Consider the following 21,781-nt stretch of genomic DNA (forward strand, 5'->3'; position numbering starts at 1 on the left):
AAACAAAGCCGCGCCGATTGTGTTCGGCGTGGCCCTTGTAAAGCGATCTGTCTCTAGCGCTTGGTAACGCCCGGCAGCGTCACGCGAAACACCTGGAACATGGTGTCCACATCCGCATCACCTTCCGCCTTGTAGGACTTTCCGACCTGGAATCCGTCTTGCGTCAGGAAGTCGTTGTCATTGGCAACGAAGAGGAAGTAGTCGTCCGGTGCGGACGCGTCGATGGCGCTGGCAATTGACATGGCTTCCCACTTTTCCGACAGGTTGTTCTTGTCGTTCGGCGCGCCGTTGTGCAGGCCGAAACGAGCAAGCTCCTTGCTGTCATTCAGATCGATGAAGTCATGCAGAGTAGCGGGTTTGACGGCGCTGTCCAGAACGCCCTTGGGCGCAACCGCTTTCACGTCATCATACTCGCCGCCGGCAATATCAGTGGCGCCGGAAAGATCAACGAGTTCGATTTTACGGTAGACAGACGTATCGCCCTTCAGGCCCTGACCGTTGTTGCTGTCACGCGCCAGCATCAGGAAGGCCTTGTCGGACAGCGCCAAAATTTCGCTCTGGGCTGCCACGAGCTTCTTGTCCTTGCCTTCGAACTTCGGCAGCGGCACGACATATTCATGCGCAAGCTTCAGGTGGTCGACATCGCTCGCATCGTAGACCAGTGCGCGGGTATGATCGCGAGTCGACGAGGAATCACCACCATCCTGACGGGTCGCCGATTGCAGAACTGCAATGAGGTATTTGCCATCCGGAGTCAGTGACATGCCTTCCAGGCCCTGGTTGTTCTGACGACCGGTTTCAGGGTCTTTTGGATCGGGCTTCTTGCCGCCTTCGCCGACATTGTTGGACGAGAAGTTGATCTCCCCCTTGCGCATCGGCAGCAGCGCCTTCGGCGGCTGCGTGGCCGAGAGCATCTTACCGTCGGCAGAGAAATGATAGATATAGGGTCCGTACTCGTCGCTGATGAGGAACGAGCCATCCGCTAGGCGCACAACAGCCTCGGCATCGAGAGAGACCTTACCGGTAGAGGCAAAAGGCAGCACTGGCGTTGCGCCGCTCGCCGGACGGGTACCTGCCTCCGGGTCGAGGCCTGTCATGTTCTTGCCCTGCTCATCGGTCAAAAGCAGCGTATCGGCAAGTTTCGCCTGAACACCCGTCTGCTGCTTCTCCGCAGCCACATCGCCGCCCGTTGCGGGCATCAGCGTGACATCGATCTTGTTGATGCGGGCATTATAATCCGTCGTGCCTTCGACATTGTAGCCGCGGTCCGGCAACAGCCACAGCGAACCGCGATAGGCATCGCCATCCTTCTTCCAGCTGGTGACATCGATCGCCATGCCGGAACCTGAGCCGAAGGTTTCACCGAACTTGTCGCGCTGGCTGGCGGGAATGCGCCCGATGGCGACGAGACCCTTGTTAGCATAGCTGACGCCATTCGCGGTGGCGCTGCTTTCAGCCATAGCAGCGGCAGGAAAGATGAAGATCGATGTCGCCAGCGCAGCGGCAAGCCTGCGAGAAGCCACGGAACGGAATGATGTCATGGATAGATACCCTTGAGGAAACAAAGAAAGGTGATCTCTTCGACATGTCCCATCGCGCAACCGCGCGTGGTTTTGGTGCATGTCGAAGCGTACCGTCTGCGCACTGTCTCTAAGAGGAGGATATGACACTTGCATGACGGCGATGCCGTCTCTTCATCCGACCTTCATGCGTTTGACAGGCTTAGAGGAGCTTTCGATCGCCAGCCGCAAACTTGGCCTTGAGCAGGCACTCGTCATATTCGGATTGCGCAGTGGAATCGAAAACGATCCCACCGCCGACATTGAAGATCGCTCGTCCATCGTCGAACAAAGTAATGGTGCGGATTGCTACGGAAAACCGCATGTCTCCGCCTGGAGATATCAGTCCGATGGCGCCGCAATAGATATCGCGCGGACCAACCTCCAGGTCGTGCAGGATTTCCATCGCCCGTATTTTCGGCGCACCCGTCACCGAACCGCAGGGAAAGAGAGCGGCGAAGATATCGCCAATGCTCGCATCGGATAAAAGCTTGGCCCGCACATGGCTGACCATCTGGTGAACCGTCGGATAGGTCTCTATCTCAAACAGCTTCGGTACATGCAGCGTGCCGACTTCCGTGATCCGCGAAATATCATTGCGCAGCAGATCGACAATCATGCGATTTTCGGCAAGCGTCTTCTCATCCTTGCCCATGGCTTCAATCAAAGCGGCATCTTCGTCCGCTGACGCTCCGCGCTTGACGGTACCCTTCATCGGATGGGTCTCGATCCAGCCTTCCGCATCGACCGAGAAAAACAGTTCGGGAGAGCGCGACAGAATCACAGGCCCGCCAAGATCGATCAAGGCGCCATATTTTACCGGCTGACGGTCGATCAGAGACCAGAAACCGGCAAGCGGATCACCATGCCACCAAGCGGTGACTGGCATAGTAAGGTTAGCCTGGTAACAATCTCCCTGGCGCAGATGCTGATGCAATGTGTTGAACTGTTTTTCATAATCCGCGAAAGACCAGGAGGGTTTGAGATCGCTCAACAAAGCGTCAGCCGCCAGGATATTCAATGGCTTAGGCATAGAGATCATATCACCGACTGGCGAGCTGAAGACACCAAAACACAGGAGCGGTGTCTGCCGGCTCCCCTCTGCCAAGGGTGCAAGCTTCGGCTCGAAAAGGTATCCTGCCTCATAGGACATATAGCCGGCTAAATACTTACCCTCAGCCTTGGCGGCTTGCATCCGCGCAAGGGCGGGAAAGAACGCGTCAACCTCATGCGCGACTATAATCTCCTCCGGCTCCGTAAACAGCGTTACGGTGCCGGTCGTATCGTCACGAAAAAGAACGTAGGGCGCATCTAGCATTCGGCGATCCGATGATGTTTGTCACACCGGATCGATATCGCCTTTCGCCCACATTTCAATGGTCTCCGCGTAGAAATCCGCAAAGCGACCTTCTTCAATCGATTTGCGAATACCCTGCATCAACTCCTGATAATAGGCGAGATTGTGCCAGGACAGAAGCATGCCGCCCAGCGCTTCATTGGATCGGACCAGATGATGCAGATAAGCGCGGGAATAATCGCGCGATGCCGGGCAGTTGGACTGCTCATCAAGCGGACGCATATCTTCGGCGTGGCGCGCATTGCGAATATTGACCCTGCCCCTGCGGGTAAAGGCAAGGCCGTGGCGGCCAGACCGAGTCGGCATCACGCAGTCGAACATGTCGATGCCGCGCGCCACGGATTTCAGGATATCGTCCGGCGTACCCACACCCATCAGATAGCGCGGCTTTTCCGTCGGCAGAACCGGCAGCGTCGTGTCGAGCATGGCCAGCATCACGTCTTGCGGCTCGCCGACTGCCAAGCCACCAACGGCGTAGCCCTTGAGATCAAGCTGCTTCAATCCCTCGGCAGAACGGATGCGCAAGTCCGGCTGGTCGCCGCCCTGGACGATACCGAACATTGCCTTGCCCTTCTGCTCGCCAAAGGCCACACGGCAGCGTTCCGCCCAGCGCAGAGACATTTCCATGGCCCGCTCGATTTCCTTGCGTTCGGCGGGAAGCGCCACGCATTCATCGAGCTGCATCTGGATATCCGAATCGAGCAGACCCTGGATCTCGATGGAGCGCTCCGGAGACATATGATGCAGCGAACCATCGACATGGCTCTTGAAGGTCACGCCCTTTTCATCGAGCTTTCGCAGACCAGACAACGACATGACCTGAAAGCCGCCGCTATCGGTCAGGATCGGATGCGGCCAGCGGATCAGCTCATGCAGGCCGCCGAGGCGCGCCACCCGCTCCGGGCCGGGGCGCAGCATCAGGTGATAGGTATTGCCGAGAATGATATCGGCGCCGAGCTCGCGCACCTGATCCAGATACATGGCCTTGACAGTACCGACTGTGCCGACCGGCATGAAGGCGGGCGTGCGGATCACGCCGCGCGGCATCGCCACTTCGCCGAGGCGCGCGCCGCCGCTGGTTGCTTTAAGGGTGAAGGTGAAGTTTTCGTGCATCAGACTTTCCGGAAGAGCAGGCTGGAATCGCCATAGGAATAGAAACGGTAGCCTGTTTCGATGGCATGGGCGTACGCCGCTCGCATCGTCTCCAGACCGCAGAAGGCCGAAACCAGCATAAAAAGAGTGGATTTCGGCAGGTGAAAATTGGTCATCAGAATATCGACCGCCTTGAAGCGATAGCCTGGCGTGATGAAGATGCCGGTCGCACCTGACCATGGGCGGATCTGCCGGTCGTCGCCGGCAGCACTTTCGATCAGCCGCAGCGATGTCGTACCAACGCAGACGATCCGTCCGCCCCTCGCCTTCACCGCATTCAGCTTCTGCGCCGTTTCGTCCGACACATAGCCGATTTCGAGATGCATCTTGTGGTCTTCAGTGTCATCGGCCTTGACCGGCAGAAATGTTCCGGCACCGACATGCAGCGTAACGAAATGGCGCTCGATGCCAGCCTTGTCTAGCGCGTCGAAGAGTGCTGGCGTAAAGTGGAGGCCAGCCGTCGGTGCGGCAACGGCACCTTTTTCCCGCGCATAGATCGTCTGGTAATCTTCCTGGTCCTGCGCATCCTCGGGCCGCTTCGCAGCGATATAGGGCGGCAGCGGAATATGCCCGACAGAAGCAATCGCCTCATCGAGTGCGGGACCGGATACGTCAAACAGCAGGGTGATTTCACCCTCCTCGCCCTTTTCCTCGACCGTCGCTTCCAGATAGGCAAGACCGCAGGCATTGTCGCGCTCATAACCGAAGCGAATGCGGTCGCCCGCCTTGATGCGTTTGCCCGGTCGCGCAAAGGCCTTCCACCGGCTGGCATCGGCGCGCATGTGCAGTGTCGCGGAAACCGAGGTCTCCTGCGCACCCTCGCGCAAGCGTATGCCTTCGAGCTGTGCGGGAATGACGCGTGTATCGTTGAACACCAGCGCGTCGCCAGGCTTCAGGAAGCTCGCAAGATCAAAGACCTGATGGTCCGTCATCCGGTCCGTATTGGGATCGACCACGAGTAGTCGGGCGCTGTCACGCGGATTGGCCGGGCGCAACGCAATATTTTCCTCGGGGAGATCGAAATCGAACAGGTCAACACGCATTCGGAAGCTCTTATAAAATTCGTCTATTGTCACTTTCACCTCTCTCGCCGCAGAGAAAAGCGAAAAGCTCAGAATATCAAAACCCGCCTCGCAGCGAACTGCCGGCGGGTCATGGTTGGCACGAAGGATGCCTTTTCCTCGACGTCGTCCTTGGTCCTCGGGTTAAGCCCGAGAGTGCCCCGAGGATAGAAAACGTCGGCGGCCCGCCCTGCCTCTCGGCAAGGCGAGAACTCCTTAGGCTGCAGACGCCAGACGGATCGACACGATCGAATCGGGGTCCTTCACAGGCTCGCCCTTCTTGATCTTGTCGATGGCTTCCATGCCCTCGATGACCTGGCCCCAGACCGTGTACTGCTTGTTCAGCCACGGAGAATCCGTAAAGCAGATGAAGAACTGCGAGTTGGCGGAGTTCGGGCTCTGCGAACGGGCCATGGAGCAGGTGCCGCGAACATGCGGAATGGCCGAGAATTCAGCCTTCAGGTCTGGCTTTTCCGAACCGCCCATGCCGGCACGCGCCGGGTTGAAATCGGCAGAACCCTTCTTGCCGAACTTAACGTCACCGGTCTGTGCCATGAAGTCTGCGATAACGCGGTGGAATACGACGCCGTCATAAGCCTGCTCGGACACCAGTTCCTTGATGCGGGCAACATGGCCTGGAGCAACTTCTGGCAGAAGCTGGATGACAACCTTGCCGGTCGTCGTTTCCATGATGAGGGTGTTTTCCGGATCCTTGATCTCGGCCATGATATCTCTCCTTGCTAGGGTTAGGCTAGAGGGGCAGAACGCCCGTTTGACGTGGTTGTCGCGATGTTACTTCTTGGTCACCGTTACCTTGACCATGCGGTCAGGATCGGAGACTTCGCCGTTTCCGCCGGCGCCACGCTTGATCTTGTCGACGAATTCCATGCCCGAAACGACCTTGCCGACCACGGTATACTGGCCGTTGAGGAAAGGTCCCTGATCGAACATGATGAAGAACTGCGAGTTTGCAGAATTCGGGTTTTGCGACCGGGCCATGCCGACGGTGCCACGCTCGAAGGGAACTTTCGAGAACTCGGCGGGGATGTCCGGAAGGTCGGAACCACCGGTACCGGCACGCCGCGCATCGAAGCCCTTGTTCATATTGCCGTACTGCACGTCGCCGGTCTGCGCCATGAAACCGTTGATGACGCGGTGGAAGGCAACGCCATCATAGGCGCCCTTCTTGGCGAGAGCCTCGATCTGCGCCACATGCTTCGGCGCAACCTCGGGCATAAGCTGAATGACGACCGGGCCATCCTTCAACTGGATCGTCAGAAGATCGGCCGCAGAGGCGATCGTGCTTGTGGCAATCGCGCTGACGAACATGGCGCCTGCAAAGGCAAATTTCAGCAACTTCATTCGGATTGGCTCCACCTATATGCCGAAACTATCGTTTCAGCTTCGTGTTAAGGGCTTCAAGCACGGCTTTGGGCACGAAGGCCTCGACATTGCCGCCCATGGCTGCGATCTGACGAACCAATGTGGCGGTAATAGGCCGCGACGCAGTTCCCGCCGGCAGGAAAACAGTCTGTATATCTGGCGCCATCTGCCGGTTCATTCCCGCCATCTGCATCTCATAATCGAGATCGGTACCGTCGCGCAGGCCTCGAACCAGAAGCGTCGCACCATGATTGCGGGCCGCATCGACAACGAGATTGTCAAAGGAAACGACGCGCAGCCTGTCCATAGCGTCCGGCAACACGTCGTTGAGAGATTGTCTGATGAGATCCGCACGTTCTTCGAAGCCGAACATGGGTACCTTACCTGGATGAACGCCAATGGCGACGATCACATTCGATGCCACATTCAATGACTGGATGAGAACATCCAGATGTCCGTTGGTCATCGGATCGAAGGATCCAGGATAAAAGGCAATCGTCATACCGCTCTCGATACTTCCGTCTCGGTGGGCCTTTTGTCACGTCAGCATCGCATCTGCAAGACTTATACCTCGATCGCTTAAGTGAATGTCCAATGAATGCAGCATTCAGCACAGCTTCAAAGCCACTCTTTATAAGTTGAACCATCGACAACGCATCGGGTCTGACATCCCAATGGAGACGGAAATGCTGGCATTCATGGTGATCCTGACGGTAGCCACCTCATTCGTGGTGGAACAGCTATTCATGGATTGACGCAAACTGCCAATTTCCTGAACGCCAGATGAACGCGGCATTCAAGGAAGCTTCACAGGCGCAATGCTAATCGATTTTTAATAGTATTTCGGAACCCGACTTGAAGTCAGGCGTTCTATTCGCAGGCAAAGGAACGGACAAATGTTTGCAAAAGAAAAGCAGTCTACTTCGGCGAAAATCGGTGTGATCAGCACCGCCTGGACAATGCTGCTCATCGCGATGGTTGCGACGACGTTCAGCCTCTACGCTCAGAAGCCACAGCAACAGGAAGCAAGCTTTCCTCAGCTTACATCCCGCTATCAGTATATGAACTACTACTGATCGGCAGGGGAAACCCAGAAAGACCGGAGTAATACGCCATGATTTTTGTTTTGACAGTGCTTTCTGCCTTGATCAGCGTCATGTTTGTGGCATCGGTCGTTTCGGTGGTTTCCGAACTACAGAAGGAAGATGAGGAGTTGAAAGATATGCTGGAACGTAGCAAGTCGTTCTGACAGCGTCACGATCACTACTCCATCGCCGCACCAAGCCGCCTTATCCCAGGCGGCTTTTTTGTGCGTCTCAGGCCATGGCATCTTCATGAGGTCTGCACAATCAGTTGACCCTCAGGTTTCAACAGAACAGCTTCCATTTACCAATAAAACGCTCTAAGGAACCCCGATAGACCCGGCGTAACGGGCGCATATTGTGAGGTTTGCATAACGATGCTCGATTCCCTGAGAAACGCTTCCAGAACCATGGCGGCAAAGCTGCTCCTTCTTCTTCTTGTCGTTTCATTCGGCATATGGGGTGTGTCGGCATCACTCGTTTCGAGCAATTCACACGCCGTGATGACGGTCGGTGATCAGACGGTGACACCGAATGAGTTTCGCATGGCCTACCAGCGGCAGATGGCAGAGATCGGCCAACAGTTCGGTACGCGTCTGACCACGGAACAGGCGAAAGCTTTCGGCATCGACCGGCAGGTCTTCAGCCAGCTTGCAGCGGGCGCTTCGCTTGATCAACTCGCGGAGAACATGAACCTTGGGCTTTCCGAGGACCGTCTGGCGAATCTCATTGCCGAAGACCCAGCCTTCAAGTCGCCCACTGGCCAGTTTGACCGACAGCTCTTCAGCCAGCGTCTACGCGGCGCTGGCTTCAACGAGGACGACTATGTGAAGGAGCGCAGCAAGGTCGCGGTCCGCAGCCAGATCGTCGATGCCGTTTCCGATGGTTTCACGCCGCCACAGGTTCTGGTCGATGCATTGAAGCAGTACCGCAACGAGCAGCGCTCGGTCGATTATCTCCTGCTGTCCAACGCCAATATCGATCCGGTGAAAGCTCCGGCGGAGGATGTGTTGGCTGCCTGGTTCGAAAGTCACAAGGCGCAGTACCGCGCACCCGAATATCGCAAATTCACATATGTGAAGCTTGAGCCGTCCGATATCGCAAATCAGAGCGACATCACCGACGCTCAGGTCGCCGAATACTACGAAAAGAACAAAGACAAGTTCCGCACCGCAGGCCGCCGCACGGTCGAGCAGCTGGTTTTTCCGAATAAGGAGATGGCGGAAGCTGCTGCTGTTCAGATCCGCGCTGGAACGACGACCTACGATCAGGTCATCAAGGATCAGGGCAAGCAGCCGGCAGACGTGCTGCTTGGTGAGTTTACCAAGGAAACGATGCCTGATCCCTCCATCGCCGATGCAGCCTTTGCGGTTCAGAAAGACGGCGGCATTTCGCCTGTGGTCGATGGAGCCTTTGGCCCAGTCATCCTTCGCGTCACCGGCATAAAGGGTGAGAGCATGAAGACGCTGGATGAGGCAAAGGAAGAAATTCGCACGCAACTTGCGACCGCAAATGCTGCTGAACAACTCAACAGTGTTCACGATCGCTACGAGGACCTGCGTGGCGGCGGCTCGTCGCTTGCGGATGCGGCAAACCAGCTGAACCTCAAGGCAGTGACCATCAACGCCATCGACGCGAATGGCGAGGACGAAAAGGGCAACCCAGTCGAAGGCCTTCCTACGCCTGCTCTGTTGACAGAGGTATTTAAAACGGAACCCGGCACAGAAGCACCAGCGGTTAACATCGGTCGCGAAGGTTACGTCTGGTTCGATGTCGATCAGATCATCCCGCCGCGTGACCGCACGCTGGATGAGGTTCGCGAACGAGTCGTCGCTGAATGGACGGCCGAGCAGCAGCGCAATGCACTGACAGCCAAGGCAGCAGAGCTGAAGGCTCGTATTGAAAAAGGCGAGAGCCTTCAGACGATTGCCGGCGAAATGGGTCTTGCTGTTGAAACCAAGATGGGGCTGCGTCGCAACAGTGACGATGCTCTCTTCGGTCAGCAGGCCGTTTCGGCGATCTTTGCAGGCGCTGAGGGCTTGGCCGGCACCGCCGTCAATGCGGATGGTTCCGGTCGGATTCTCTTCAAGGTGACGGAAGTCAACACCAATGCCCCTGTCGATGCCCTGAACAACGACGATCGTCAGATCACGGCCATGGCAAAGGCTGCGGGTGAGGACATGCTGGATCAGATGGTCAGCCGTCTGCAGAACGACTATGGTGTCAGCATCAATCAGGCGCTCGCAGATCAGGCGATGACTGCATACTGATAGGGAACGGGACATGGCCGAACTGAAGCCGCTAATCGCCAAGGTTGCAAATGGTGAAAGCCTAAACAGGGAGGAGGCCCGCCAGGCCTTCGATATCCTGATGTCCGGCGAGGCCACGCCGTCTCAGATCGGCGGTTTTCTCATGGCGCTGCGGGTACGTGGCGAAACCGTGGATGAAATCGTCGGTGCAGTCTCGTCGATGCGGGCTCGGATGCTTCCTGTCTCCGCGCCCGCCCATGCGGTAGATATCGTCGGAACGGGTGGTGACGGTCTCGGCACGTATAACATCTCCACCCTCGCCGCGATCATCGTTGCAGGCACCGGACTTCCCGTGGCCAAGCATGGCAACAAGGCCTTGAGCTCGAAGTCCGGTACCGCCGACGCTCTTTCGGCCCTGGGCGTCAAACTCGATATTGGACCTGAGCTCATTAGCCGCTGCATAAACGAAGCTGGCCTTGGCTTCATGTTCGCGCAGTTGCATCACTCTGCGATGCGCCATGTCGGCCCAACACGAGTGGAACTCGGCACCCGCACGATTTTCAACCTTCTCGGCCCGCTATCCAACCCCGCAGGCGCGAAGCGTCAACTGCTCGGCGTCTTTTCACCGCGTTGGCTTCAGCCAATTGCCGAGGTCTTGCGCGATCTTGGCTCGGAATCGATCTGGGTTGTCCACGGCGATGGCATGGATGAGATCACCACCACAGGCGTTACCCACGTCGCAGCGTTGGAAGATGGCAAGATCCGCACCTTCGACCTGACGCCGAAGGACTTCGGCGTCTCATCCGCGACGATCGACGACCTCAAGGGCGGAGACGGCATCTTCAATGCCAATGCACTTCGCGGCGTGCTCTCCGGTCATAAAAACGCCTATCGAGACGTTTCTCTTTGCAATGCGGCAGCGGCACTCGTCGTTGCCGGCAAGGCCGAAACGCTCAGCGACGGTATGAAGATTGCCAGCGCTTCGCTGGACGAGGGCCAGGCTGCTGCTGCACTGGACAAGCTGGTTGCAGTCTCCAACGAGGAGTAAGCGAAGATGAGCGACATTCTGAGAAAGATAGAAGCCTATAAGCGCGAGGAAATCGCAGCCGCCAAGGCCAAGGTGTCTCTTGCCGATCTGAAGGCGATGGCCGCCGATCAGGCCGCCCCTCGAGGCTTCTACAACGCTTTAAAGCGCAAGCAGGCGGAAGGCACCTATGGCCTGATCGCGGAGATCAAGAAGGCAAGCCCATCTAAGGGCCTCATCCGTCCGGATTTCGATCCACCGGCGCTTGCAAAAGCCTATGAAGCAGGCAACGCAGCGTGTCTCTCGGTTTTGACCGATACACCGAGCTTCCAAGGAGCGCCGGAGTTTTTGACCGCTGCCCGCAACGCTTGCTCCCTACCCGCCTTGCGCAAGGACTTCATGTTCGAAACCTATCAGGTGCATGAAGCCCGCGCCTGGGGCGCGGACTGCATCCTGCTGATCATGGCATCGCTTACCGACGATGAGGCAAAACGTCTTGAGGCCGAAGCCTTCGCCCTCGGCATGGATGTGCTGGTCGAGGTGCATGATGAAGAGGAAACGGAGCGTGCGCTGAAACTCGCCTCCCCCATGCTCGGCGTCAACAACCGCAATCTACGCACATTCGAGGTCAGCCTCGAAACCAGCGAGCGGCTGGCGAAGATGGTGCCAGCGGACAAGCTGTTGGTCGGCGAAAGCGGCATCTTCACCCATGAGGACTGCCTGCGGCTGGAAAAATGCAACATTAGCACCTTCCTGGTTGGTGAGAGCCTGATGCGCAAGGACGACGTCACTGCTGCGACACGCGCCCTGCTCACGGGCCGGAGCGGCATTATGGCAGCCGAATGAGCTCATCCCCGAAGCTCACTCATATCGGCGCCTCCGGCGAGGCGCATATGGTCGATGTCGGCGACAAGCTGGATACCGTCCGCACCGCCGTGGCTGAGGGTTTTGTCAGGATGAAACCGGAGACACTGGCGCTGATCCGCGATGGCGACGCCAGGAAGGGTGACGTCATCGGCACCGCTCGCCTCGCCGGTATCATGGCTGCCAAGCAGACATCCAATCTCATCCCTCTTTGCCATCCTCTGATGCTAAGCAAAGTGTCCGTCGATATCTGTGAAGACGACGCTCTACCCGGTTTGCGTGTTCAGGCAACCGTCAAGCTTTCCGGCAAGACGGGCGTGGAAATGGAAGCGCTGACGGCTGTCTCCATTGCCTGCCTGACGATCTACGATATGGCCAAAGCCGCTGATAAGGGCATGGAAATCGGTTCGATCCGGCTGCTTGAAAAAAGCGGCGGAAAGTCCGGCGATTACCGGGCCTGAGTCTCCGACTCAACTCTTCTTGAAAAGCCCGACTGGCCTCTGCTGATCATCCTGATTCTCATCCCTGTGATACAGTAATATCTGAAGGTCGTGCTTGTGACCGAAAAGGAAGCGTATGAAACCCCTTCTGCCTGTCAACGAAGCTATTGAACGATTACTAGGTGCGGCACAGCCTCTCACTGTCACAGAGCGCGTCACCCTCACCAATGCCGATGGGCGCGTCCTGGCCGCTGACCTTGCGGCACGGATTACACAGCCGCCCTTCGATTCCTCAGCCATGGACGGGTACGCACTGCGCGCCGCGGATGCTCCGACGGTCGGCTCCGAACTGACTGTTATCGGCACGGCCTCTGCGGGGCACGCTTTTGAAGGTTCGGTGGGACCGGGGCAAGCTGTTCGCATCTTCACCGGCGCGCCAGTACCTAAGGGGGCGGACACAGTCTTGATTCAGGAGGATGCTGAGATTCTGGATGCTAACCACATCCGTACCACATTCGATGTCACTCAAGGGCGACATATCCGCCCGCGCGGCCAGGACTTCATGGAAAGCGAAGCCGTTCTCGATGCAGGCAATTGCTTGAGCTTCGCCGATCTGACCGTTGCTGCCGCAATGAATCATGCCGAGGTCACGGTCTATCGCAAGCCGCTTGTCGCCGTGCTCGCAACAGGCGATGAACTCGTCCCGCCGGGCGGTGATCCGCAGGTGGCACAGATCATCGCATCGAACACCTTTGGCGTTTCAACACTCGCACGTCAGGCCGGCGCGGATATTCTCGACCTAGGGATCGTCAAGGATGACGACGCGCTGATCCGCGCCGCAATCGGCAAGGCCATCGCCGCCAAGGCCGATATTCTCGTCACGCTTGGTGGCGCCTCGGTTGGCGATCACGATCTCGTCCAGGCCGCGCTGAAGGCAGAAGGTATGACACTGGACTTCTGGCGCATCGCTATGCGGCCGGGTAAACCGCTTATGGTCGGTACTATCGGCGCGATGCAGGTGCTGGGCCTGCCGGGAAATCCAGTCGCCAGTCTTGTCTGCAGCCTGCTGTTCCTTGAGCCTCTCATCCACAAGCTTGGCCACCAGCAACACCAATCCCGCGAGATCACGGTCAAGACGGCAACCGCTCTCAAGGCCAATGACATGCGGCAGGATTATCTGCGCGCCCGCTTCACTGGCACAGACAATGGGCTCCCCATCGCAGAAGTCTTCACCAAGCAGGACTCGTCGATGATGAAGATCATGGCGAAGTCCAATTGCCTGATCGTCCGCCCACCGCACGCGCCTGAACTGCCCGCCGGGGCGGAATGCACAGCAATCAGGCTAAGAGGCTGAAGACAATAGTCTCATAAATGCAAAGGGCTCCGTCGTAACGGAGCCCATCCTTGTTTGATAGATGCGACCTGACGCCTTAAGCACGCAGCACTGCGTTGTCCGGATCGAACGGGCTTTCGACCACGACCTCCGCATCATAAAGATCGCCAAGGATCTTGATCTTCAGCTTGGTACCAATCGTGGCGTAGTCTGGTGCGAGCATAGCGAGCGCCACCGACTTGCCGATACGCCAGCCGAAACCACCGCTTGTTGCACGACCGACAACCTCGCCCGCATCGTTCAGGATGGCTTCCGAACCGCGTGCATCAACGGTAGTGTTGCCGCTGACGATCAGCGTGGAGAAGATCCACGGCAGACCCTTTTCCTTGCCAGCAACCACTGCGTCACGACCGATGAATTGCTTCTCCGGCTTGATGAAGCGGTCGAGACCGGACGAGTACGCGTTGTACTCGACCGAAAGTTCACGGCCCATGTTGCGGTAAGATTTTTCCAGCGACATGGACACCATGGCGCGAATGCCGAATGGCTTGATGCCGAATTCGGCACCGGCTTCCATCAGACGGTCGAAAATGTAAGTCTGCATTTCGATCGGATGATGCAGTTCCCAGCCAAGTTCACCGACGAAGTTGACGCGAAGCGCATGTGCGGTTGCGACGCCAACGGAGATTTCCTTGGCGGTGAGCCACGGGAAATCCTTGTTTTCGAGGCTGGTGCGCGTCAGCTTCTTCAGGACTTCGCGAGACTTCGGACCGGCCAGAGCCAGAACGCCGTACTTCTGAGTGATCTGCTGCAGAGTGACTGAGCCATCGGTGGGCGCAAGACGGCGAAGCGTGTCGTGATCGACCGATTCAAGACCACCTGCGGAAACCAGATAGAAGCGACCGGGTGCCCACTCATAGACCGTGAATTCCGCCTTGACGCCACCATTCGGCGTCAGGAGATGCGTCAGCGCGATACGGCCACGCTTCTTCGGAATGGCATTCGCCAGGATCGACTCGAGCCATGCGCGAGCGCCGGGACCGGAGACTTCCATCTTCGCAAAAGCCGACATGTCCAGAACGCCGACATTCTGAGTAACGTTCTTCACTTCATTCCCGACGTGCTCGAAGTAGTTCGACCGGCGGAACGACCACTTTTCAACAATGCGTCCACCTTCGAGCGGTGGTGCGTAGTTGTGGTTGGTAATGACGTCTGCGCCAACACCAAGTTCTTCTTCCTTCAACGCATAACCTTCGGGTGCAAACCAGTTGGCGCGTTCCCACCCATAAACCGAGCCGAACACACCGCCGAGTTTCTTGAGGCGATCATAGACCGGCGTCGTTTTCAGCGGGCGAGCAGCAGAGCGCTCCTCATCCGGATAGTGCATGGTGAAGACGTTGGCATAAGCCTCTTCATTCTTGGCAATCAGGTAGCCTTCGGTTGCATAAGGGCCGAAACGACGCGGATCGACACCCGTTAGATCGAGAGTAGGCTCGCCATCGACGATCCACTCTGCCAGCTGCCAGCCAGCTCCGCCTGCAGCGGTGATGCCGAAGGAGTGACCTTCGTTCAGCCAGAAGTTCTTCAGACCAGGCGCTGGACCGACGATCGGGTTGCCATCCGGGGTGTAGGCGATCGCGCCGTTATAGACTTTCTTGATGCCGACTTCGCCAAAAGCCGGAACGCGCTCGATGGCGCTTTCGATATGCGGCATCAGACGGTCGAGCTCTTCCTGGAACAACTCGTATTCGCTGTCGTCGGAAGGGCCGTCGACATAACAGACAGGCGCGCCAACTTCGTACGGACCAAGAATCAGGCCACCGGCTTCTTCGCGCATATACCAAGCGCTATCCGATTCGCGCAGAACGCCCATTTCCGGAAGGCCCTGCTTGCGGCGCTCCAGAATGTCTGGATGCGGTTCGGTGACGATATACTGGTGCTCGACCGGAATGACCGGAATGTTGATGCCGACCATCTCGCCTGTCTTGCGGGCGAATGAACCCGTACAGGAAATGACATGCTCGGCAATGATCTCGCCCTTGTCAGTCGTCACCTTCCAGTGACCGTCTTCGGTCTGCTCGATCGCAGTAACGGTTGTGTTTCTGTAGATAGTCGCGCCCTTGTCACGCGCGCCCTTGGCCAGCGCCTGGGTGAGGTCAGCCGGCTGAATATAGCCGTCATCCGGATGCTGGATCGCGCCGAGAAGGCCATCGATCTCACAGAGCGGCCAGACTTCCTTGACTTCTTCCGGCGTCAGCATCTTCACATTGACGCCAATGGTTTCAGCGATACCGGTGTAATACATATACTCGTCCCAGCGATCCTTGGTGCGGGCGAGACGAATGTTGGAAACCTTGGAAAAGCCGACATTCATGCCGGTTTCCTGCTGCAATTCCTCGTAGAACTTGACCGAGTACTTATGAATCTGGCCGACCGAGTAGCTCATGTTGAACAGCGGCAGGAGGCCCGCCGCGTGCCATGTGGAGCCAGATGTCAGCTCCTTGCGCTCGATCAGAACGGAATCCGTCCAGCCCTTTTTGGCCAGATGATAGAGCGTCGAAACGCCGACAACGCCACCACCGATAACCACTGCCCGCGCATGTGTCTTCATAGTCATAGTTCCCCTTGAGGCATGTCATCCGCATGAACGCGGCTTTTTCCGAACCTATGGCGCAGACTATGCAATGTCGCATCGCCGCCCAAACGCCTGATTACGACATGCAAAAGGCTCGCCGCGACGGCGAGCCTTTTGACGATTTTCAAGCAGCGAGAATGCTCAGCTTGGCTTCTTTGCAGCTGATGCTTTAAGCTCCCCAACCTTTGCCTCTCCCGGCTTTTCCTCCTCGGTCTGCACATTGGGAGCCTCGGACTTCGCTACCTCTTGCTTGGGAGCAGTTGCGGCAGCGGTATGGGAAACCACCGCCTTGTCACCCTCCTCCGAAAGAAGTGCCGCGAGGATTTGCGGGTTCGTCTCGCCTTCCATGTGGATGTTGAGATTACGCTGCGGCATCGGAATACTGATCCCCTCCTCTCGGAAGCGCTTCAGAATTTCCATCCGCAGATTGTTCTTGACGGCTAGTCCATGCGAAAGATCGGCAAGATGGAAGCGAAGCTCGAAATCGAGCGAGAAATCGCCAAAGCGCAAGAATTCCACATGCGGCTCCGGATTTCTCAAGACCGGCGTCTGCTTCTTCACCAGTTCAAGCAGGATATCCATCACCTTCTGCGGATCCGTCTCATAGGCGACCGAAACCGGAATTTCAGCACGCTGAATGCGATTGCGATGCGTCCAGTTGCCGACGGAGGAATTGATGAACTCCGAGTTCGGCACGATGATCGATTGGCCTCGGAAGGTTTCAATCTCGGTGGCGCGAACGGAAAGCCGCTTTACGGTGCCTTCGACTGCGCCCGTCACCACCCAGTCTCCCACCTTGAATGGACGCTCGACAAGAAGGATCAGACCGGAAACGAAGTTGGAGACGATGTTTTGCAGGCCGAAACCGATACCGACAGACAGGGCCGACGCCACGAGAGCAAGGCTGGACAGATCAAGACCGGCAGACGAGATACCAAAGATTGCGGCAACAACGATCCCTAGATAGCCGATACCCGTGCCGACCGAGTTTCGCACGCCAGCATCGACTTGGCCTCGCGCCATGACATTGCGATCCAGCCATTTCTGGAACCACCGTGTCACCGCGTAACCGACGATGAAGACCAGAATACCGCTGAAAATGCTGATCAGCGAGATCGAAGTGTTGCCGACCTTAAAGCCTGTCAGCAGGCTGTATGCCCAGTTTTCGATATCGCCGGGCTGGAACCCCCAGGAGAACAGAACAAGCGGGACGCCAAAGGCAAGCGCAATCGCATAGATACCAAGTCCTGCAACGAGACCGGTCTGATCCAGACCTACCGGGCCGAGAGAGAATCGACGGCCGAGATACCGTCCCGCAAGCGTTTCTCCAAAGGCTCCCTGACGAGAGATCGCCTTGCCGGAAAGGATGCCGATATAAACGGTCGCCACCACCGCACCCGTCGCTACGATCTGCGTAGCAAGAAACCGGGCAAGCCCGACATAGCCTGTCAGACAGGCACCGATCAGCACCAAACCGCCAACTCGCAGCAAAATCGCGAGCCAGCGCGGCATGCGCTTGTGGCCGGTTTCGGCATCCTGACCTTCTCCCACCACGGGTTTGAGGAAGGAAATCCCAAAAAGGATAACGCCGATGACAATCGAGGCCACGAAACTCTTCGCCACCGTCAGAATGAGCGGCGAATTTAGTGTCTCGCTGATCGTGCTGAAGAGGTAATCCAGGCCGTTGACGATCGCCATGACGAGCATCGCCGACGATATCGTATGCGCGCCGCTGTTGGACACACGCAGAAGACGCCATTCCGGCTGTGTGGGGGCAAAAATTGCGTAAGTCAGGCGAGAGATGAAATACACGAAGGCAATCACTGACATCGCCACGAAGACGATGGGCGCGATATCCGGTCTCAGCACACCAAAATTATCGAGGAAAAAGGCCGACGTCACCATGAAGAGGAAGACCGACATCGACTGCACCGTCGTCGACCAGAAGGCGACGGACAGGCGGCGCAGATAGGACGGCTCGCCGGAAAAAGCGCGTCGCTCCATGCGGTGTCCAAGAAGCCGATAACCGCCGACAAGAAACAGAAGTGCTGCCAGTATCGAAAGCGATACGGCACCGAACATCGAAAGCCGCTTGTAATTCCAGACGAATATGGACCAGCTTGTCAGCGAACTGCTGACCATCGAGATCTCGTCGATGAACTCCCTGCCAGCCTCCGCGAGCACCGGTAGAGAAATTTCCGTTCTCTTGAACAGAGTTGCGGCAAACAGCGCACGCCGGATCGACGTGATGTTGTTGGACAGAGCATTGGCTCGCCCGGCTACGGCTTCTGCTTCGCCCAGAACCGCATTGATCTGGGACTTTTCAGAATTGAGCTTGTCACGCTCGTCCGTCACGACGCTTGCCTCGGGCGGTGCGCCTTCCTTGGGCGGCGCGCCGAGCGATATGATACGGGCGTTGATCTCATCCAGCCGGCCGCGCAGATTGCCGAGGACGCCGTTCACGGACGCCGCAAGATCATCCGCCCTGCCTTTCAGATCGACGAGACGGGCATCGTCTCTACCGCCCTCTTCGAGTTGCCGGCTTATATCGGAAAGCGAGGCCTTAGCCGTGTCGAGCTCTTTGGTAGAGCGCTCGACGACGGGTGTTGCCGCAGCCGGCTGCGCCGCTGTGTTAGACCCATTGGAAACCGGCGCTGAACCTTGCCCCTGATCTTGAGCGAAAACGAACGATGACAGCAGAAGCAACAGAACAGGCAGAAGAGGCAGAGGCCGAACCCAGCGCGTGCCACTCATCGAAAACCTCATCACGGATACCCTTCTGCTCCTGTCGAATCATGGGGCCTAGATAATGGACCTATAAGGCAATTCAACAGCGGCGTTACGCCTAAGATGTGGAACTTCTTTCGGTTTCAGCCATTAGAGTGTGCACAAGCAAATAGTGTCCATAGATGGAGGGTAATCATGGAAGCAGCAGGTATCGGTTGGCTCGCAGCAATCATCATCGGTGGCATCGCCGGGTGGCTCGCAGAGCAGTTCATGAAGAGCAATATGGGTGTTTTGATGAACATCATCCTCGGGATCGTGGGCGCAGTGATCGCCAACGCCATCCTGTCGGTGTTCGGAATCGTTCTGGGAGGTTGGATTGGCTATCTGATCGCTGGTTTCATCGGCGCCTGCATCCTCATTGCAGTTGCCAGAGCCATAAGGCGCTGAAACGCGTCAAAAAAACTTTCTTTTTAAAAGCCCGGTTTTCCGGGCTTTTTCTTTGAAAGAGCATCACTCCCAGAAGAAAAATCGCAATATTTCGTCTTTGGCGCTAGACAAGGGAAATGAACCCCTTTATACGCCCCCTCACACCGCCACACGGTGCCGGTCGGGTGATTAGCTCAGTTGGTAGAGCAGCTGACTCTTAATCAGCGGGTCGTAGGTTCGAGCCCTACATCACCCACCATTCTTTCAAAGGCTTACAGCCTGTTTCTCAAACATCAAGTTATGTATTTGCGCAAGATATAGCGCCTCGCGCGATGCAGAGAACGTCGTAAACTACGCGCATTACAATCTGTATCGAGTAAGATAGGCGGATACGGTTCAGGCAAGCAAAACGGCTGCGCGATGCTTGAACAAACTTTCGATAATTTTTATCGAAGAACGCACGACACAAAAGTCCCGGCTCTTACCCTGGTTTAGAGGGCACCGAGCAAGACAATAGGCACAGGCTGCACCGCTCCTCTAAGTGAGTCTTCAGACGAGCCCCACCGGACTGTGAGCGAGCGTTGGAGGGCTAAAAGGGCCTCACGATGCCACAGGCCCGAGTGATCGCCACCGACTTCATCAAAATAATGCCGCTGGAGCTGCTTCTTTCTAGATGTCCGCAAAGACGTCTTATTCTTGATCATACTCCGGCACCATGAGACTGTTCACCAATATCGTGTTGTTGCTTGGAGGCGTCGTGGGAACCGGCCTCGTCTCTTTCTTCATAGGAAGGACTGTGGTGCAAGCCGCGACCTTCGGAACCTGTTTCGACGGCGGCTGCGGGTATGGGGCTGTGTTCCTGGCGTTTCCGCTCGTTTGGTTCGTGACCTTCGCGCTCTATCTCATGGCGCTTCTCGTCTGGCGAAAGCGACCCTTCAGGCACAATCGAAAAGATGCATAGTCCTCCCGACTGGTTGACATAGCAGCTAAGATAAAAGAATCTCCCGACGCTGGGGATTCGTCGCTTGATACTGCTTGACGTCGTAACGACGTTCGGCTTCAAAAAGCTAATGAATTTCGCGCATGTTCTGCAATGGGGAGCAGGATATGTGATATAATGGAGTGCTGCATGCGCGCTTTGATCAATCCGCCTTCGCTCACGATCGACACAATGGACTACCAGGCGGAATGCCAGTTCGCTCTCGAGCCTTCCATCAATGGGTTGCTTGAAATAGCCGAAAGTGCTGGCTGGGACCGCCAGCACGCCGCGCTCGCCATCGTGGCGCTCGCAAGCGGTCGGCTTTCTGCGGATAGCTTCACAGAAGAACGCGCTCTTTCCTGACACGAAAACGCTATCTTTATTAAAAAAGGTCCGGCTCTGCCGGGCCTTTTTTCGTTTGCTCGCGAAACCGCCCGCCGCGGGTGAGAGCGACGACGAAGATTAGGCCTCAGACTGGAGGGTACGATGATGCTTCGCGTAGACCCACTGAAACGTCTGAACTGGACGATATTGACGAATCATTCAAAAAAGAACATAAAGTGAACAAAGGAGATTTGGATGACGACGTCAGAAAGATCGATAGAACAGGCACTTGCGCTCGTAGCGCAATCCAGAAGCTTGAGAGAGCGCGCAGAAGAGCGCCGACGAGACCTCCGCCGAAAGACGGAGATGATGACGACGAAGCCCCTATACAACTTGAAGAAAAAGAGTAGCCGTCAGCTCACGCTACGGCTTGATTCGTAAGGTCTGGCAAAAGGCGCCGTTCCTTTCAGACTCGAAAAAAGGCCACGCCCGTTCGTCCGTAGCGCGGCCTTTTTGCTTCGGAATCGCACTCTTACTGCATTCTTGCCACTGCGCTTTCTGGTGAGGCAACAGTTGTTTCGGCGTTTCCAGGAAGCCTATCGGTCTTCTTCAACACAAGAGCGGTCTTTTGATGCATCTCCGACGACGCCGAAATACTCGCTGTCGTAAACTCGCGGTCGATACCAGGAGGCACCGCCGTGGTCTCGATATTTTTGACACAGTCAGCGAAGGCCGAACCGGCAGTGAGAGCCAATGCTGCGGCGGTAATGAGAATTTCCTTCATGTCATTCTCCTCTCGCGGTGATCGACGGCCGATTTTCCTGAAATCAGATCCGTGGATTGTAAGTGTGTGGCGTCGCGCTGCCGCTCATCGGCAACGCATAGTAACGCGCGGCTATGTTCAAGTTTTCACCAGTTTAGATGCACTCCTGATCCCCCTGCGGAAGATCATGGCAACATAGGTTCCAGCAAGCGGCATGATGATCGGCTTATAGGTAGTAGCGGAGGCCTTGTTTGCGGCCTCAAGAACTCTTCGGCGACCGGAAGTACCTTGCGACGTCATGTTACAATCTCCATTGAGCGGAGAGAACGGAGAGAAATTCCTTTTGTTCCAACCGTCGATGGTCCGTCGTTAATATTTAAGGCATGGCTCGCGCCACCGCTTCTCCCGCACCGAAGAAAAACA

At 56.8% G+C, this 21,781-nt stretch carries 20 protein-coding genes and 1 tRNA gene; 10 read left to right on the forward strand and 11 right to left on the reverse strand.

The window, feature by feature from the left end:
- Window positions 1-53: 53 nt before the first annotated feature.
- From ACQZ5M_RS01405 to coaD, 7 genes are all read right to left on the reverse strand, one after another.
- The gene (locus tag ACQZ5M_RS01405) at window positions 54-1,541 is read right to left on the reverse strand and encodes an esterase-like activity of phytase family protein (RefSeq protein WP_449078930.1); all 1,488 of its coding nucleotides are present in this window, start codon (window positions 1,539-1,541) and stop codon (window positions 54-56) included.
- A 181-nt stretch (window positions 1,542-1,722) separates the two neighbouring features.
- A complete protein-coding gene (locus ACQZ5M_RS01410; RefSeq protein WP_449078931.1) occupies window positions 1,723-2,877 on the reverse strand; it encodes an aminodeoxychorismate synthase component I in 1,155 nt (384 codons plus the stop codon).
- A 21-nt stretch (window positions 2,878-2,898) separates the two neighbouring features.
- Window positions 2,899-4,029, reverse strand: coding sequence for a tRNA guanosine(34) transglycosylase Tgt (gene tgt / locus ACQZ5M_RS01415; protein WP_296018552.1), 1,131 nt, complete (start codon window positions 4,027-4,029; stop codon window positions 2,899-2,901).
- Entirely contained in the window at window positions 4,029-5,111 is a 1,083-nt protein-coding gene (gene queA / locus ACQZ5M_RS01420; protein WP_449078932.1) for a tRNA preQ1(34) S-adenosylmethionine ribosyltransferase-isomerase QueA, read from the reverse strand. The genes tgt and queA overlap by 1 nt, the downstream gene beginning before the upstream one ends.
- Before the next feature lie 234 nt (window positions 5,112-5,345).
- On the reverse strand, window positions 5,346-5,855 hold the full coding sequence (locus ACQZ5M_RS01425; RefSeq protein WP_296018550.1) for a peptidylprolyl isomerase: 510 nt from the start codon (window positions 5,853-5,855) through the stop codon (window positions 5,346-5,348).
- Between the two features lie 66 nt (window positions 5,856-5,921).
- Complete coding sequence (locus tag ACQZ5M_RS01430) at window positions 5,922-6,491, reverse strand: peptidylprolyl isomerase (RefSeq protein ID WP_296078197.1); 570 nt, start codon at window positions 6,489-6,491, stop codon at window positions 5,922-5,924.
- Window positions 6,492-6,519: 28 nt separating this feature from the next.
- Entirely contained in the window at window positions 6,520-7,014 is a 495-nt protein-coding gene (gene coaD, locus ACQZ5M_RS01435) for a pantetheine-phosphate adenylyltransferase (protein ID WP_449078933.1), read from the reverse strand.
- 394 nt (window positions 7,015-7,408) lie between these two features.
- Between coaD and ACQZ5M_RS01440 the strand changes: the two genes are divergently transcribed.
- The 7 genes from ACQZ5M_RS01440 (at window position 7,409) to ACQZ5M_RS01470 (ending at window position 13,525) form a co-directional block, all read left to right on the forward strand.
- Window positions 7,409-7,588 carry a hypothetical protein gene (locus ACQZ5M_RS01440; RefSeq protein ID WP_449078934.1) on the forward strand — a complete coding sequence of 60 codons (180 nt, stop codon included), beginning with the start codon at window positions 7,409-7,411 and terminating at the stop codon, window positions 7,586-7,588.
- Window positions 7,589-7,626: 38 nt separating this feature from the next.
- A complete protein-coding gene (locus ACQZ5M_RS01445) occupies window positions 7,627-7,761 on the forward strand; it encodes a hypothetical protein (protein ID WP_296018542.1) in 135 nt (44 codons plus the stop codon).
- A 210-nt stretch (window positions 7,762-7,971) separates the two neighbouring features.
- Window positions 7,972-9,864, forward strand: a complete 1,893-nt coding sequence (locus ACQZ5M_RS01450) for a SurA N-terminal domain-containing protein (RefSeq protein ID WP_449078935.1) — start codon at window positions 7,972-7,974, stop codon at window positions 9,862-9,864.
- A 13-nt stretch (window positions 9,865-9,877) separates the two neighbouring features.
- Window positions 9,878-10,891, forward strand: a complete 1,014-nt coding sequence (trpD, locus tag ACQZ5M_RS01455) for an anthranilate phosphoribosyltransferase (protein WP_296037238.1) — start codon at window positions 9,878-9,880, stop codon at window positions 10,889-10,891.
- Between the two features lie 6 nt (window positions 10,892-10,897).
- Entirely contained in the window at window positions 10,898-11,713 is an 816-nt protein-coding gene (gene trpC / locus ACQZ5M_RS01460) for an indole-3-glycerol phosphate synthase TrpC (RefSeq protein ID WP_449078936.1), read from the forward strand.
- Window positions 11,710-12,192, forward strand: coding sequence for a cyclic pyranopterin monophosphate synthase MoaC (gene moaC, locus ACQZ5M_RS01465; RefSeq protein ID WP_449078937.1), 483 nt, complete (start codon window positions 11,710-11,712; stop codon window positions 12,190-12,192). The genes trpC and moaC overlap by 4 nt, the downstream gene beginning before the upstream one ends.
- Before the next feature lie 115 nt (window positions 12,193-12,307).
- On the forward strand, window positions 12,308-13,525 hold the full coding sequence (locus ACQZ5M_RS01470; protein ID WP_449078938.1) for a molybdopterin molybdotransferase MoeA: 1,218 nt from the start codon (window positions 12,308-12,310) through the stop codon (window positions 13,523-13,525).
- A 76-nt stretch (window positions 13,526-13,601) separates the two neighbouring features.
- Here ACQZ5M_RS01470 and ACQZ5M_RS01475 read toward each other — a convergent pair whose 3' ends face one another.
- Window positions 13,602-16,115 (reverse strand): GcvT family protein, encoded by a 2,514-nt coding sequence (locus ACQZ5M_RS01475; RefSeq protein WP_449079180.1) that lies wholly within the window; start codon window positions 16,113-16,115, stop codon window positions 13,602-13,604.
- Window positions 16,116-16,280: 165 nt separating this feature from the next.
- Window positions 16,281-18,893, reverse strand: coding sequence for a mechanosensitive ion channel family protein (locus ACQZ5M_RS01480; protein ID WP_449078939.1), 2,613 nt, complete (start codon window positions 18,891-18,893; stop codon window positions 16,281-16,283).
- Window positions 18,894-19,061: 168 nt separating this feature from the next.
- Between ACQZ5M_RS01480 and ACQZ5M_RS01485 the strand changes: the two genes are divergently transcribed.
- The 3 genes from ACQZ5M_RS01485 (at window position 19,062) to ACQZ5M_RS01495 (ending at window position 20,634) form a co-directional block, all read left to right on the forward strand.
- Window positions 19,062-19,313, forward strand: coding sequence for a GlsB/YeaQ/YmgE family stress response membrane protein (locus ACQZ5M_RS01485; RefSeq protein ID WP_296018489.1), 252 nt, complete (start codon window positions 19,062-19,064; stop codon window positions 19,311-19,313).
- Between the two features lie 162 nt (window positions 19,314-19,475).
- Window positions 19,476-19,551, forward strand: a tRNA-Lys gene (locus tag ACQZ5M_RS01490).
- 870 nt (window positions 19,552-20,421) lie between these two features.
- Complete coding sequence (locus ACQZ5M_RS01495) at window positions 20,422-20,634, forward strand: hypothetical protein (protein ID WP_296018486.1); 213 nt, start codon at window positions 20,422-20,424, stop codon at window positions 20,632-20,634.
- Window positions 20,635-21,127: 493 nt separating this feature from the next.
- Here the strand turns inward: ACQZ5M_RS01495 and ACQZ5M_RS01500 are convergent, their stop codons facing one another.
- Together ACQZ5M_RS01500 and ACQZ5M_RS01505 are read right to left on the reverse strand one after the other, a co-directional pair.
- The gene (locus ACQZ5M_RS01500; protein WP_449078940.1) at window positions 21,128-21,379 is read right to left on the reverse strand and encodes a hypothetical protein; all 252 of its coding nucleotides are present in this window, start codon (window positions 21,377-21,379) and stop codon (window positions 21,128-21,130) included.
- Window positions 21,380-21,496: 117 nt separating this feature from the next.
- Window positions 21,497-21,658 (reverse strand): hypothetical protein, encoded by a 162-nt coding sequence (locus ACQZ5M_RS01505; RefSeq protein WP_296078177.1) that lies wholly within the window; start codon window positions 21,656-21,658, stop codon window positions 21,497-21,499.
- Window positions 21,659-21,781 lie beyond the last annotated feature (123 nt).

The sequence above is a fragment of the Rhizobium sp. 22-785-1 genome, assembly GCF_053521965.1.

Excerpts from the sequence above, each read along its gene's own strand:
- ACQZ5M_RS01475 (WP_449079180.1), bottom strand. The coding sequence starts at position 16,115 with ATGAAGACACATGCGCGGGCAGTGGTTATCGGTGGTGGCGTTGTCGGC.
- queA (WP_449078932.1), bottom strand. The coding sequence starts at position 5,111 with ATGCGTGTTGACCTGTTCGATTTCGATCTCCCCGAGGAAAATATTGCG.
- ACQZ5M_RS01480 (WP_449078939.1), bottom strand. The coding sequence starts at position 18,893 with ATGAGTGGCACGCGCTGGGTTCGGCCTCTGCCTCTTCTGCCTGTTCTG.
- trpD (WP_296037238.1), top strand. The coding sequence starts at position 9,878 with ATGGCCGAACTGAAGCCGCTAATCGCCAAGGTTGCAAATGGTGAAAGC.
- ACQZ5M_RS01485 (WP_296018489.1), top strand. The coding sequence starts at position 19,062 with ATGGAAGCAGCAGGTATCGGTTGGCTCGCAGCAATCATCATCGGTGGC.
- ACQZ5M_RS01505 (WP_296078177.1), bottom strand. The coding sequence starts at position 21,658 with ATGACGTCGCAAGGTACTTCCGGTCGCCGAAGAGTTCTTGAGGCCGCA.
- ACQZ5M_RS01410 (WP_449078931.1), bottom strand. The coding sequence starts at position 2,877 with ATGCTAGATGCGCCCTACGTTCTTTTTCGTGACGATACGACCGGCACC.
- ACQZ5M_RS01500 (WP_449078940.1), bottom strand. The coding sequence starts at position 21,379 with ATGAAGGAAATTCTCATTACCGCCGCAGCATTGGCTCTCACTGCCGGT.
- tgt (WP_296018552.1), bottom strand. The coding sequence starts at position 4,029 with ATGCACGAAAACTTCACCTTCACCCTTAAAGCAACCAGCGGCGGCGCG.
- ACQZ5M_RS01425 (WP_296018550.1), bottom strand. The coding sequence starts at position 5,855 with ATGGCCGAGATCAAGGATCCGGAAAACACCCTCATCATGGAAACGACG.
- moaC (WP_449078937.1), top strand. The coding sequence starts at position 11,710 with ATGAGCTCATCCCCGAAGCTCACTCATATCGGCGCCTCCGGCGAGGCG.
- ACQZ5M_RS01440 (WP_449078934.1), top strand. The coding sequence starts at position 7,409 with ATGTTTGCAAAAGAAAAGCAGTCTACTTCGGCGAAAATCGGTGTGATC.
- ACQZ5M_RS01470 (WP_449078938.1), top strand. The coding sequence starts at position 12,308 with ATGAAACCCCTTCTGCCTGTCAACGAAGCTATTGAACGATTACTAGGT.
- coaD (WP_449078933.1), bottom strand. The coding sequence starts at position 7,014 with ATGACGATTGCCTTTTATCCTGGATCCTTCGATCCGATGACCAACGGA.
- trpC (WP_449078936.1), top strand. The coding sequence starts at position 10,898 with ATGAGCGACATTCTGAGAAAGATAGAAGCCTATAAGCGCGAGGAAATC.
- ACQZ5M_RS01405 (WP_449078930.1), bottom strand. The coding sequence starts at position 1,541 with ATGACATCATTCCGTTCCGTGGCTTCTCGCAGGCTTGCCGCTGCGCTG.
- ACQZ5M_RS01445 (WP_296018542.1), top strand. The coding sequence starts at position 7,627 with ATGATTTTTGTTTTGACAGTGCTTTCTGCCTTGATCAGCGTCATGTTT.
- ACQZ5M_RS01430 (WP_296078197.1), bottom strand. The coding sequence starts at position 6,491 with ATGAAGTTGCTGAAATTTGCCTTTGCAGGCGCCATGTTCGTCAGCGCG.
- ACQZ5M_RS01495 (WP_296018486.1), top strand. The coding sequence starts at position 20,422 with ATGCGCGCTTTGATCAATCCGCCTTCGCTCACGATCGACACAATGGAC.
- ACQZ5M_RS01450 (WP_449078935.1), top strand. The coding sequence starts at position 7,972 with ATGCTCGATTCCCTGAGAAACGCTTCCAGAACCATGGCGGCAAAGCTG.